This is a genomic window from Lactobacillus kalixensis DSM 16043, from assembly GCF_001434335.1.
GTDB classification, from domain to species: domain Bacteria; phylum Bacillota; class Bacilli; order Lactobacillales; family Lactobacillaceae; genus Lactobacillus; species Lactobacillus kalixensis.
Genome location: NZ_AZFM01000040.1, coordinates 1 through 13,543 on the forward strand (window position 1 = coordinate 1; position 13,543 = coordinate 13,543).

Annotated in this window: 15 protein-coding genes; 5 read left to right on the plus strand and 10 right to left on the minus strand. The window is 36.2% G+C overall.

Features of this window, described 5'->3' with window-relative positions:
- Nucleotides 1–461 precede the first annotated feature (461 nt).
- Complete coding sequence (locus tag FC46_RS08665) at nt 462–992, minus strand: hypothetical protein (protein ID WP_057799825.1); 531 nt, start codon at nt 990–992, stop codon at nt 462–464.
- Nucleotides 993–1,311: 319 nt separating this feature from the next.
- Entirely contained in the window at nt 1,312–2,814 is a 1,503-nt protein-coding gene (gene glpK / locus FC46_RS08675; protein ID WP_057799834.1) for a glycerol kinase GlpK, read from the minus strand.
- Between the two features lie 121 nt (nt 2,815–2,935).
- Here glpK and thiD point away from each other — a divergent pair, with 121 nt between their 5' ends.
- Entirely contained in the window at nt 2,936–3,739 is an 804-nt protein-coding gene (gene thiD, locus FC46_RS08680) for a bifunctional hydroxymethylpyrimidine kinase/phosphomethylpyrimidine kinase (RefSeq protein WP_057799836.1), read from the plus strand.
- A gap of 149 nt (nt 3,740–3,888) precedes the next feature.
- The gene (locus FC46_RS08685) at nt 3,889–4,575 is read left to right on the plus strand and encodes a type 1 glutamine amidotransferase (protein ID WP_057799838.1); all 687 of its coding nucleotides are present in this window, start codon (nt 3,889–3,891) and stop codon (nt 4,573–4,575) included.
- Nucleotides 4,576–4,716: 141 nt separating this feature from the next.
- On the opposite strand, the gene FC46_RS08690 is transcribed toward FC46_RS08685, so the two are convergent.
- The 6 genes from FC46_RS08690 to FC46_RS08715 form a co-directional block, all read right to left on the minus strand.
- A complete protein-coding gene (locus FC46_RS08690) occupies nt 4,717–5,637 on the minus strand; it encodes an EamA family transporter (protein WP_057799841.1) in 921 nt (306 codons plus the stop codon).
- Nucleotides 5,630–6,550, minus strand: a complete 921-nt coding sequence (locus tag FC46_RS08695) for a DMT family transporter (RefSeq protein ID WP_057799843.1) — start codon at nt 6,548–6,550, stop codon at nt 5,630–5,632. The genes FC46_RS08690 and FC46_RS08695 overlap by 8 nt, the downstream gene beginning before the upstream one ends.
- A gap of 100 nt (nt 6,551–6,650) precedes the next feature.
- Nucleotides 6,651–7,283, minus strand: coding sequence for a hypothetical protein (locus FC46_RS08700; RefSeq protein ID WP_057799845.1), 633 nt, complete (start codon nt 7,281–7,283; stop codon nt 6,651–6,653).
- A 103-nt stretch (nt 7,284–7,386) separates the two neighbouring features.
- Complete coding sequence (locus FC46_RS08705; RefSeq protein WP_057799847.1) at nt 7,387–7,752, minus strand: hypothetical protein; 366 nt, start codon at nt 7,750–7,752, stop codon at nt 7,387–7,389.
- Nucleotides 7,753–7,876: 124 nt separating this feature from the next.
- Nucleotides 7,877–8,278 carry a type II toxin-antitoxin system HicB family antitoxin gene (locus FC46_RS08710; RefSeq protein WP_057799850.1) on the minus strand — a complete coding sequence of 134 codons (402 nt, stop codon included), beginning with the start codon at nt 8,276–8,278 and terminating at the stop codon, nt 7,877–7,879.
- A 12-nt stretch (nt 8,279–8,290) separates the two neighbouring features.
- Nucleotides 8,291–8,473 (minus strand): type II toxin-antitoxin system HicA family toxin, encoded by a 183-nt coding sequence (locus FC46_RS08715; protein ID WP_057799853.1) that lies wholly within the window; start codon nt 8,471–8,473, stop codon nt 8,291–8,293.
- 242 nt (nt 8,474–8,715) lie between these two features.
- Between FC46_RS08715 and FC46_RS08720 the strand changes: the two genes are divergently transcribed.
- The gene (locus FC46_RS08720; RefSeq protein WP_057799855.1) at nt 8,716–9,213 is read left to right on the plus strand and encodes a hypothetical protein; all 498 of its coding nucleotides are present in this window, start codon (nt 8,716–8,718) and stop codon (nt 9,211–9,213) included.
- On the plus strand, nt 9,210–9,407 hold the full coding sequence (locus FC46_RS08725) for a helix-turn-helix transcriptional regulator (protein WP_057799858.1): 198 nt from the start codon (nt 9,210–9,212) through the stop codon (nt 9,405–9,407). The genes FC46_RS08720 and FC46_RS08725 overlap by 4 nt, the downstream gene beginning before the upstream one ends.
- 70 nt (nt 9,408–9,477) lie before the next feature.
- Here the strand turns inward: FC46_RS08725 and FC46_RS08730 are convergent, their stop codons facing one another.
- Nucleotides 9,478–10,767 (minus strand): adenylosuccinate synthase, encoded by a 1,290-nt coding sequence (locus tag FC46_RS08730; protein WP_057799860.1) that lies wholly within the window; start codon nt 10,765–10,767, stop codon nt 9,478–9,480.
- 197 nt (nt 10,768–10,964) lie between these two features.
- On the opposite strand from FC46_RS08730, the gene FC46_RS08735 reads away from it, so the two are divergent.
- Nucleotides 10,965–11,957, plus strand: a complete 993-nt coding sequence (locus tag FC46_RS08735) for a GMP reductase (RefSeq protein WP_057799862.1) — start codon at nt 10,965–10,967, stop codon at nt 11,955–11,957.
- 139 nt (nt 11,958–12,096) lie between these two features.
- Here FC46_RS08735 and FC46_RS08740 read toward each other — a convergent pair whose 3' ends face one another.
- Nucleotides 12,097–13,296, minus strand: coding sequence for an ATP-binding protein (locus tag FC46_RS08740; protein WP_057799864.1), 1,200 nt, complete (start codon nt 13,294–13,296; stop codon nt 12,097–12,099).
- Nucleotides 13,297–13,543: the final 247 nt, after the last annotated feature.

Consider the following 13,543-nt stretch of genomic DNA (forward strand, 5'->3'; position numbering starts at 1 on the left):
AACATCTATCAAGCTGCATAAAGTGTCCAACTTATTATTGCAATTTGCGAAAATAAATTTTCTTATCTTTAAAATTTATTTTTATATTTATAACAAAAGATCTGATAGTTTGTCAGATCTTTTTGTTCTTTATGTTAATTATTTCTCGTTTTTCCGTGCTCTTTTCCATTTTTCCCAGAAGTAATCAATTGGAATGAAAACTATGATGATTACAAAGCCTATAATCAGCATTTCTTTATTATGCATTCCATAGGTGAAGTAGCTAAATAACAATAATACAATCACCCATGAAACTCTAACAGTCAAACTTTTCCAATAATCTTTCATAGCTTAACACTAACTCCTTCTTTATTAAGAAATTAATCAACCCCAAAAATGAAAATAGAATAAGTAGCTACTAACCAGGTAACCAAACACATCAATCAAACATATGTAAGCCATCCGCGAATTATTATGCAATATTACTTGATTACATAATAATAAACCTTATTTAATGACATAGACGAACCTGATTTCATAACAATTTTCACTCTTTTATTTTGATAATATGCTTTAGTAATTGCTTCTCTATAAGCGGGATTCTGATTCCCAGAAGCAGTCATTATCATACCAATAATAGTATGTTTAAAACCTGCCAAAGCACCTCCCCACGTCCAAGCATTATTTACCATATTAAGATTGTGGTAAAGTTCTCTAACATCCTTTCTTGATAAAATTTGAGTATTTGTATATGTTCTGGCAAATAAAGCTAATCCTCTATTTTCAGCTCTAGCTACTGCATTTTTCTTCAGTGGTAATTCCTGCATACCAATATATTCTTCATCATCTGAAGATACAGTTTGTAACTTAGAATCTGTATAATCAATAGCATTTAATTGCTTATTATTATCCTGAGGTTTATCAACCATTTCCGCATTAACAACACTCGTCGATAATGCTGCGCTAGATAGTAAAGATACTGAAATTAATGCTGATAATACTATTTTTCTCATTGTTTTCTCCTCAAAAATAAAAGTATGGAGGCAAATCAAGCTATGCCTAGTTTCATTTATTTCCTTTCTTTTTACTGATACATTCAGATTACCATCATTTTTTAAAAACCTATTTTAATTATTTATTGTTTTTCCGTTTTCTTTTCCACTTTTCCCAGAAATATTGCACAGAAGTACCAACTATAACAATTGCTGTTCCATATATTAACCATTTAATATCTTGATCTCGGACACAATAAAAAATAATTAGCGCATATACTACAATAATGCTAAATATCATGCCTTTCCAAAAGTCTTTCATAATATAACCTATCTCATTCTATTCCCCGTGTGCAAAAACTCGCGTTGCCTTAATCGCTCTCTGCCAACCAGAATACAATTTCTCGCGTTCCATATCGCCCATCTTAGGTTCAAAGGCCTGCCCAATTCTGAAAATATCTTTTAATTCATCCACATCTTTCCAAAAGCCAACTGCAAGACCAGCCAAAAAACTAACGCCCATACCAGTCGTCTCAAGCACTTTAGCTCTTTGAATTTCAGTACCTAAAATGTCAGCTTGAAATTGCATTAAATAGTTATTGTTGGAAGCTCCACCGTCCACACGCAAGATTGGAATCTCAATGCCTGAATCTTTCTGCATCGTATCAACTACATCCCTAGTTTGGTAAGCAAGTGATTGCAAGGTTGCCTTAATCAAATCATAGTTCGTTGTTCCACGTGTAAGTCCAAAAATTGAGCCGCGCGCTTCTGAATCCCAATATGGTGCACCAAGACCAGTAAAAGCAGGTACAACATACACTTCATTTTCTGAAGTTGACTTAAGCGCCGCATCTTCTGATTCTGGAGCAGTTCTAATCATCTTCATTGAATCACGCAGCCATTGAATCGCTGAACCTGACACAAAGACTGACCCTTCCAAGGCATAGTTAACTTTGCCATTAATTCCATAAGCAACTGTTGTAAGCAGGTTGTTATTAGACTTAGTTGGTGTTTCACCAGTGTTCATCACAATGAAAGAACCGGTTCCGTAAGTATTCTTTACCATCCCCGGCTTCAAGGCTAATTGACCAAACAATGCAGCTTGCTGGTCACCTGCCATCCCTGCAATTGGTACTTTCCCGCCAAAGAAGGTGTAGTCAGTCGTGTAGCCATAAATTTCCGAATTAGATTTAACTTCTGGCAATATTTTCTTTGGGATATTGAGTAACTTCAAGATATCGTCATCCCACTTCAAGTCATGGATATTAAAGAGCATGGTCCTTGACGCGTTAGTGTAGTCAGTTACGTGTACCTTGCCATCTGTTAATTTCCACAAAAGCCAGGTATCAATCGTCCCAAACAAGAGCTTTCCTTGTTCTGCTTTTTCTTGAGCACCTGGTACATGATCCAAAATCCAGCGAATCTTGGTTGCACTGAAGTATGGATCGATAATCAAGCCAGTTTTTTCTCTTATTTCTTCAGCATAACCTTCTTGCTTGAGCTTCTCAGCTAATTCAGTTGTTTGCCGTGATTGCCACACAACTGCGTGATAGATCGGCTTACCAGTGTCCTTGTCCCAAATAACTGTCGTTTCACGCTGGTTGGTAATTCCAATTGCCGCAATTTGTCCCGGCCAGATACCTGATTGGATAAAGGCGTTAGCGATCGTAGTTTGAACGGCCATCCAAATTTCAACAGCATCATGTTCTACCCAACCTGGTTCAGGGAAGTATTGCGTGATTTCTTTTTGCGCCGAAGCTACTTCTTTACCATTATGGTCAAAAATAATGGCTCTTGTTGATGTGGTTCCTTCATCAATTGATAAAACATATTTTTCTTTCATTAGCGATCTCTTTTCAATAAAAGCGTTTTTATTCTTAGTTTACTGTTTTTAGAGCACATATTCTAGCACTTGGATAATTAAGTTGTATAATTTAATAAAAACAATAGAAAGGCCAATAATTATGAAAGATCAAACACCAAAAATTGCTGTAACTATCGCTGGTAATGACAGTGATGGTAGTGCTGGAATGCCAGCTGATTTGCATTCATTCTTTGCTCGCGGCGTCTATGGTATGGGACTAATGACTGCAGCCGTTGCCGGTAATACAACCGGAATTTACGCAGCTGAAGTAATGCCTGAAGATTTCATTCAAAAGCAGTTTGAAGTACTTGCTGCTGACTTTACAATTAGTGCAGCTAAGACAGGTATGGTTGCCGACTCCAAGGTAATGAATATCGTTGCCGACAATTTGGAAAAATATGACTTCGGTAAAATCGTGATCGATCCCGTAATTTCTACCAAACACGGTAACACCTTGATGGATGACGATTCTTACAATACTTTCATTACTCGTTTAGTTCCGCTTGCCGACATTATTACGCCAAACTTCTATGAGCAAAAGAAGTTGACCGGCCTTGAATTAGACAATCTTGATGAGGTTAAAAAAGGTGCCAAAATGCTGCAAGAAATGGGCGCTAAGAATGTCTTGATGAAGGGCAAGCATGACGGAAATCAAGAAGAAGTTACTGATCTGTTGCTTACTGAAGATGGCGAATTTCATACCTTTAGTAAGCCATATTTTGAAACTGACCGCGTAAACGGCACTGGTGATACCTTATCTGCAGTTATTGCAGCTGAACTTGCTAAGGGTACACCGCTGATTGATAGTGTGAAAATTGCGAAAGATTTTACATACGAAGCAATTTCTCATCCAATTGAGGTAGGATCAAAGTATGGTCCAATTAATCATTGGGCTGGTAAATAAAATACCAAATAAGAAATAATGATTCCACTTGAAGTAAGTTGGAATCATTATTTTTCGTTATTCTTCTAACAACATAATATCTTTGCCACTCAATGTACTTTTAAGCTATACTAAACACATTGAATTCAATTAATACGAGGATGATCATTATGGCAAACAACTTAATTAAAATCGCATATCTTTACGAAGATTTGATGAACACTTATGGCGACTCCGGTGATGTTAAAATCATTAGCTACTTACTCAAGCGTGAAGGCTATGACACCCAAGTTGATAACATCTCGCTTGGTGATGAGTTCGACGCTTTCGACTATGATTTTGTCTTCTTTGGTGGTGGACAAGACTTTGAACAAACTGTCGTTGCCAAAGACTTACCTCGTCATAAAGAAACCTTGGACAAATACATCAACTCTGGTCAACCAATGCTCTGCATCTGCGGCGGCTATCAATTAATGGGTACATACTACAAGACTAACTCGGGCGTTACAATCAAGGGTCTAGATATCTTGCCACTACACACAGTCTTTAAAGCAGACAAGCGAATGATCGGTGATACCCGCTACCGCACTGAATGGGGTGAAGTTCAAGCTTTTGAAAATCACTCTGGCCAAACTTACTTCGATGACACCAACAAACTCCACCCATTTGGTGAAATGATCGAAGGCTACGGCAATAATCCACAAGATGGTGTCGAAGGTTTACGCTACCGCAACTTCATCGGATCGTACTCACACGGACCACTTCTTAAGAATACAAATGTTGCTAATGCAATTGTAAAAATGATTATTGAACGCCATGATGCGCGAACTAATCAAGTTGAATCAGTTGAAAATTAAAAAAATACGCTTATCTAGCAAATTTTTTCAAATTATCTGGATTAATCTCTTTTTTATTACGCAATTATGTAGTATACTTGTATCAGTGTTATTAAGTAATACCGAACCGGCTTACATCCCCGGTTCGGTATTTTTTTGCTCTTATTTATTCATGAACTTTATGTTTATCTTTTTCGGAACAATATTCAGCGCTAAAACAGCTACGATAACTAAACCTGTTCCGACCCAATCCATTGGCATCATTACTAATCCAAAACATAGTACTGATCCAATCGTTGCCGATAATGGTTCAAAAGCATCAAGTAGACTTACTGTTGCTGGTTTCACATATCTTAAAGCGTTTGCCATTAATTGGAACGGAATTATTGTTCCAATTACAATAACTGCTGCTGTCCATAGCCATACTTCCGGCTTATTTGGAATATGCGGCATTTGCGGATGAATAATGATCATCGCAACTCCAGCCATGATCATCCCCCAACCAGTTACAACCATGCTTGAAACTCGCTTCACAATTTTAACCGGAATTAATGTATAACTTGCTTCACCTACAGCTGATAACAAGCCCCAGATTAATGCTGAAAGCGTGATAGCTAACTGGTCCAAGCGACCATGCGTTGATAATAAAAACACTCCTAAAAATGCCATAATTGCCGCAAAAACATCTAATCTTCTTAAGACTTGTTGCTTAGTTATCGCTAAATATCCCATTACAAAAAATGGTCCAATAAATTGTAAGATCGTTGCAATTGAGGCATTAGCTTCTTGAATACACAAAAAATAAAACAATTGCACTGGTAATAATCCGAATAAGCCATAAGCTAGCATTACTCCAGCATCACGTTTATTTTTCAAAGCTTTAATCGGATGCCGCTTCAAAACACCCGCCGCAATTAACAGAATAATTCCTGAAATAATCAGTCTAATCTGGGTTAACCAAATCGGTGTGATTTCAGGGCTAATATTGAACAATTCCTTAGCGCAAATTCCTGAAACGCCCCACATTGTTGCCGCAATAGCAGCAAGTAAAGTCCATAATTTACGTTGTTTTTCTTTATTCATGAGTTTTATTTACCTTTTTCTTCTTTGGAGAAATGTTAAGTGCCATTGCGGAAACAACGACTAAAACTGATCCTACCCAATCCATTGGCTGCATAATTAAACCAAAGACTAGCACTGAACCCATCGTTGCTGAAAATGGTTCAAAAGCATCAAGCAAGCTGGCAGTAGATGGCTTGATGAAGCGCAGTGAATTGGTCATTAATTGGAACGGAATTATTGTTCCGATTACAATCACAGCTAAGGTGTAGAGCCATACTTCTGGCTTGTTGGGAATATGTGGCATCTGCGGATGAACTAGCATTAAGCAAAGCCCTGAAAAAAGCAAGCCCCAACCAGTTACAACTAAACTTGAAACCCTTTTTAAAACGTTGATCGGAATTAAAGTATTAGTTGCAACACCAACTGCTGATAAAAGACCCCAGAATAAAACTTCCGGTGTAATCGTTAGATGCCCAAAATTACCATGCGTAGCTAGTAAAACTACCCCGATGAAGGCACAAATTGCCGCGATAATATCAATTGACCGCATTACCTGCTTATGTGTGATTGCTAGATATGCCATCACAAAAAATGGCCCTATGAATTGCAAGATTGTCGCAATTGAGGCGTTAGCTTTTTGGACAACAATAAAGTAGAAAAGTTGAACCGGCAATAAACCGAAGATTCCGTAAGAAAAAATCACCCACGCATCATGCTTGTTCTTCATTGTTGCAAGTGGCTTTTGTTTAAGAATGCACGACGTGATTAACAAAACAATGCCAGAAGTTACCATTCTGATCTGGGATAACCACATTGGTGTGATTCCTGAACTAATGTTAAACAAGGCCTTGGCAAATAATCCAGAAATCCCCCACATAACGCAGGCCAATCCCGCTAAAAATGCCCATAAACGCCGCTGTTTTTGTGTTGCCATATCTATTAACTTCCTTTTTCCTATTTGATTCCAACTTATCTATCATAACATAGGAAAAAGCCCCCTCAAATGCTTCTTGTTAGCATTGACGGGGGCTATTTTAGATTTTATTTTTAGCAAATAAGAATAGTAAACTTACTGCAGTTAAAATTGCTAAAAGTAGGGTTATCCAGTGAAGTGGATAGATCCAAAGTAATACTACTGCTACGGCAATTTCAGCTATCGCACACTTTCTAACGAGGTATCGTCTGCCCATTAATAGTCCAGCAACGTTGAAAAAGACAACAACGATTAATGCAAAATTCAAATATCCAATCAAAGATTGAACCGGATCAAGTGACTTTACGCTTCCAAAGAATTCGACATAAATATAGGCAAAGCTCCAAGAAAAGACGTAAATCCCCAATAAAACAGTAACTAATTCAAGGCTGTTGTAGAAAAACTTACGATCAAATCGTGACCAAAAATCCATATTTTTTTCTTTGAAGCTTCTCTTTTCAGGTCCACCTTCTGGTAATTTTCCTGTTGCTTTCAAATACAAACCATAGCACCAACCAGATGCAAAGTATAGAACAATAATAATGAATTGTCCTAAAATCAAGTGAGCAAATAATGAAAAGGCAAACATTAAAGAATATGCCAGCAAAGTAACATAAAATAATTCAATGTATAAGCAAATTCTACCTATTTTTCTTTCACGAAAAAATGACTTGTTATGACGATATTCATCCATTCTTCTCGCCTCCCAAATGAATAATAAATGATAGAAATATTATACTTCATCAAGAGCAAGAAAAAAACACTATTCTATATTCTATATTTTTTATAGATAGTGTTTACTTATGATTTTTATTTAAACATAGTGGACTCAACACACTAACAACTAAGCCGTAAATGAAATATAAACGGTAAATGTCGGCTTGCTCTGGATGGCGAATCCATAAAATGAATGCCATTACTGCAAGCAATCCACTTAAGAACACGGTTGATGAAAGGTGCTGGTTTGCAAAGAAGCTCACCGCTGCCCCAATTGTTAACAGCAATAAAATGCCGAAGACTACGACAATTAGCGGACCTTTGGTTTGCACATTAAAATCCAACATTCTGGTACCAGTGACTAATTGCCAAATCATGAAGCCTGCTAGCGATAATCCAAATAGTAATACGACTAGTCTAATGATTAGAGAAAGTGCTTTGTTCATAATACCTGCCCCAATTGCTCTCTGTTATTAATTAGGACAATTATAATTGATTTTGCTCGTTTGCCAAACCATTTTGAACAAATCTAATTTAATCTAAATCTGTTTTTAAAATTCAATTTATTTATCAATTTTGCAAATTCAGCTTTTCCTTTAAAGCGTCAGCTAACAATGCAGAAAAGTTAATTCCAGCTTCCTTACCTCTAATATTTAAGTATTCTGGGATAGTTAGCGTCTTTTTAACTAATTTATTGCTTTCTTTTTCACGTTCCAATTTAAGATTAACTTCAACTGGCACTAGAAAGTCCTTTGAGCCAATTACCCAATTTGATGGGTCACTAGCGGGAGATGAGACTTGGTCATTGCCATCTTCTGCCGTTAGTAAATAACCAGTTAGAGCTTCATGAGCATTTTTCATAGCTTCATTTAAGTTATCACCATAGGTTGCAGCGTATGGGTCTAAATCTGGAAATGATACTTCATATTGATGATCTTTGTTTTGATGAAATTTTGCGAAATATAAAACCATAGTGCGCTCCTCTTATTTCCAACCTGCTTGTCTATAAATGCTACTTAAGGTTCCCTTTGGTATATCCTTTCTTGGATGCGGGACTGTAACAATACCTTTTTTATATGGATATCTGTAGTGATGATGATCTCCGGTAATTCTTACAAGCTCCCATCCATCCTTTCTTAGCATTTTTATCAATTTTTTCGACTCCATTTTTACCTCCAGTATATATTAAGATACGTATAAAAGCACGTCTTGAGAATTTTATCCTCATTAATATATACGCAAAAAACGAGAAAATTTTTTATAAATGATGAATTTATTTCAACTAAAGACATTTCCAGCTAAGCATCACACGACATTTAGCAATCTTTATTATTTATTTTATCAAATATAGTTTACATTAAATAAAATATGATTTACAATTTACTCAAATAAGAAAGAAGGAATCTCAAATGAGTTCATTAACTATTATCTTTATCGTCATATTCTTGTTAATTATCTTTTTGATGCTCAAAGGACAACCTTCAAAGGTAAAATATGACGAACGTCAAACTATCATCCGTAATCAAGGCTTCAAGTATGCGTTTGGCACTATTGCGATTATCGATTTAGTTTTATTTTTCTTAACAGATTATCTTAATTTAAAAATTAAGCCGGTATTTTTATTAATGGTTCCACTACTTACAGGCTTAATTATTTTCTCTATTTACACAGTTGCAAAAGGAGTTTCCCATGGCTTCAATGAAAAGAAAAACAAACCTGCAACCATCATTACGCTAACCTTGGGTATTATAGAGCTAATCTTCGCTATTATTGGAATTGTAGGAAATTCAAACAATTGGCAAAATTTCGTAGTACCTGTATTACTAGGCTTGTCATTAGTTATTCCAGGTTTCACAGATCTCCTTCAGCTTCGTAATGATAAAAAAACAAATAAGGCAGAAAAATGAAAAATTTAAAAATGAAAGCAGCACGTGCTGGAAAGGATCTGTCCCAGCAGGAATTAGCCGATTTAGTTGGTGTCTCGCGGCAGACAATTTCAGCAATCGAAAAAGGAAATTATAATCCTACAATAAATTTGTGTGTCAATATTTGTAAGGCACTTGATAAGACACTTGATGACCTATTTTGGCCAGATAATTAGAAAAAAGGTGAACATAATCCATCCCTATGCGGGGTTGAAATTATGTTCACCTTTTTAATTAATATTCAAATTATAATTCCCAAGGGTTCTTCAACACGATAGTTTGTTCACGATCAGGACCAACAGAAACAGTTACCAATTCAACGCCAGTAACTCTTTCAACTTCCTTCAAGAACTTCTTAGCATTTTCTGGAAGATCTTCGTAGTTCTTAACTTGGGTAATATCTTCATCCCATGCAGGAAGTTCTTCGTATACAGGCTTACATCTGTAAAGTTCCTTCAAACTTGCTGGGTAGTAGTCGATTTCTTTACCATCAAGTTCGTAAGCAGTAGCAATCTTAATCTTGTCAAAGCCTGAGAAGACATCAAGTAAGTTCAAGCTTAATGCATTGATGCCTGATACACGCTTAGCGTGGCGAAGAGCAACTGAGTCGAACCAACCCACACGACGTGGACGACCAGTAACAGTACCATATTCATGAGCAGTGTCACGAATTCTGTCACCAACTTCATCCTTCAATTCAGTTGGGAATGGGCCTTCACCAACACGCGTAGTGTAAGCCTTGCAGACACCAATTACAGTGTTCAAACGGTTAGCACCCATACCGATACCTGAAGCAATACCACCTGAAATAGTGTTTGAAGAAGTTACGTATGGGTAAGTACCTTCGTCAATATCAAGCATGGTACCTTGAGCACCTTCGAACAATACCTTTTCGCCATTGTCTAAAGCGTCATTCACAAGAACTGAAGTATCAGTAACGTACTTCTTCATCTTTTGACCATATTCATAGTACTTGTCAAAGATATCTTCAAACTTAAGTGCAGGCTTACCGTAAACTTTGGTGAATAATTCGTTCTTTTCTTTTAAGTTAGCACGTAACTTTTCTTCAAAAGTGTCCTTTTCTAAAAGATCGCACACACGAATACCGATTCTTGAAGCCTTGTCCATGTAAGTTGGTCCGATACCATTCTTAGTAGTACCAATCTTGTTAGCACCTTTTGATTCTTCTTGGTATTCATCTTGTTTAATATCGTAAGGCATGATGATGTGAGCACGGTTAGAAATACGCAACTTGCTAGTATCAATACCGTTCTTTTCCAAATTATCAAGTTCGCCAAACATAACTTCTGGGTTAATAACAACACCGTTACCGATAACTGCACCTTTAGAAGCAGCAAAAATACCGGATGGAATCAAGCGCATCTTGAATTCCTTACCATCGATTTCGATAGTATGGCCAGCGTTGTTACCACCATTTGAACGAACTGCCATAGTGGCTTCTTTACTTAAGAAGTCAGTAATTTTACCTTTTCCTTCATCGCCCCATTGGCTACCTACGACTGCAACTGCTGTCATTTTTCTATTCACCTCATAAAATCTCTCTATCAATGTTACCTTTGGTATTCTAGCAATTCAAAATTTAATAGTCAATGCAAAATCCGAATTATCCTAATTTTATTTTTCTTCATAGTTCGATTTTTATCTTGACAATGTCAAATCTTTAAATTATAGTAATTGCGTTTGATAAAACTACTAGCCAAAGGAGCATTTTTATGAGTAATTACTTCAGTATGGAAGCTTTTGATTACGATGATATTCAATTGGTACCTAATAAAGGTATTATCAAAAGCCGCCGCGATGCGGACACCAGCGTTAAGTTTGGAAACCGAACATTCAAGATACCAGTAGTCCCAGCTAACATGGAAAGTGTCATCGATGACGATCTAGCTGTTTGGCTTGCTGAAAATGATTACTATTACGTAATGCATCGCTTCGAACCTGAAAAGCGTATTGCTTTTATCAAGATGATGCATGAAAAAGGCCTCTTTGCTTCAATTTCTGTTGGAATTAAAGACAGCGAGTACAAGTTCATCGATCAATTAGTTGAAGAAGATGTTAAGCCTGAATACATCACTATCGACGTTGCTCATGGGCATTCAGTTTATGTTATTGACATGATCCATTATATTAAGGAAAAATTGCCAGATTCATTCTTAACCGCTGGTAACGTTGCAACTCCAGAAGCTGTTCGTGAACTTGAAAACGAAGGTGCTGACGCTACTAAAGTTGGTATAGGACCAGGTAGAGCTTGCATCACTAAGCTCAAGACCGGCTTTGGTACTGGCGGCTGGCAATTAGCTGCACTTAGAATGTGTTCCAAAGTTGCTTCTAAACCGCTTATCGCCGACGGTGGCATTCGTCATAACGGTGACATTGCCAAGTCCGTTCGTTTCGGCGCAACCATGGTGATGATTGGCTCAATGCTTGCCGGTCACAAAGAATCTCCTGGTAATATTATAAAGATCGATGGTAAAACTTATAAGCAATATTGGGGTTCTGCTTCCGAAGTTCAAAAAGGCGCCTACCGCAACGTCGAAGGTAAACAAATGCTTGTACCTTACCGCGGTTCAATCAAAGATACTCTAGAAGAGATGAAGGAAGACTTACAATCTTCAATTTCTTATGCAGGTGGCAAAGATCTCAACGCAATTAAGTTAGTTGACTATGTAATTGTCAAAGACAACATCTTCGATGGCGATAAATAAGAAAAAAGTTTCAAAGATTATTATTTGTTCACTTTTTTGTTAAGTATTAAATAATAGTATAGTTTTATTTTCTTTTTTTGATAGAATAATATAGACCTAGTGTCTGGAGGGTAGACAGACGCTAGGTCTTTTTATTTTTTTACTTATTTAAAAGCCAATCAATTACGTACTTAACTCTCACTCCATCAACTATTCCTTGATCCATTAAGTTTAAAGTCAAAACTTCTTTTTTATAGCCATCGGGGATGAAGCGCAAGTTATCAGTTTCACGAGTACTACCAGCTGGCAAACTCATTGTTACTTGATAATACACCACCTCACTACCCTTGCGCGCAATAAAATCAATTTCTTTATCATCATAACGCCCAATTTCCACCTTATAACCTCTGCGCAGCAATTCAATATACACAACGTTTTCTAATTGATGTCCAAGATTATCTTGCGACGACTTATTGATGAAAGTATTCCTTAGCCCTGTATCAACAACGTAGAATTTATCATTTGAGCGCAATAGTTTTCGTCCACGCAAATCATATTGTTGAGCTCGATAAAAAACAAAGGCTCTCTGCAATAATGAAAGATAGTTGCTTAATGTAGGTGAAGAAATATTCAAATGATTCGATTTCATTGTGGACACAATTTTAGCTGCAGAAATACTATTACCTACTTCACTCATCAAATAGCCCACAATCTTAAGTAGTGATGTTTCATCACGCAATTTCGAGCGTAAAAGAACATCATTAAGAATTACAGAATCGATAATTCCCTCTTTAATCGAATTCTTTACATCTTCATCTTCTGTAAGTGAAATCATTGGAAAGCCACCATCACTAATATACTGAAGGAACATTTGGTAAGCAGTCTCCGGTGTACCTTGGTGATAATTATAATATTCAGAAAATGACAATGGAAAAACATGCATTTCAACATAACGCCCTGCTAAAAGAGTGGCAAGATCTCCTGAAAGCAGTGAACTATTAGAACCTGTAATATAGATATCACAATCTAGATCCACCCTAAAGGCATTAACTGCCTCTTGCCAATTTTTCACATTTTGAATTTCGTCGAAAAACAAATACTGCTTTCCTGATTTACCAACATGCTTGACTACATACTCATATAAGTCATCAGCATCATTGATTTTTCTAAATGCAAATGATTCAAAATTGATTTGCAAAATATTTTCTGGACTAATTTGATCATCGGTTTTCAATTTATCGATGAACATTTTCATAATGAAGGTTTTTCCAGATCTTCGAATTCCTGTAATAACCTTAATTTGCTCATTATCTTTGAATTTTTCAAGGAAATTCATGTAAAGTGGTCTTTTAATTATCATTTTTTGTCCTTTATAAAATATATTTCTGCTATTTCAGTAAAATTATAAAATGTATTTTACAAAATGTCGATTTTTCGATTTTTATAAAGTATATTTTATATTTTTTGTAAAAATCATTATTTTATAAAATATACTTTACGGATTTACCAAAATAGCAATTTTATAAAACATACTTTAGCAATTTTTATTTAAACTAAGTGTATAATTTTTTGCGGTAAGTTAAAAAGTAAATGAAAAAGAGTCAAAT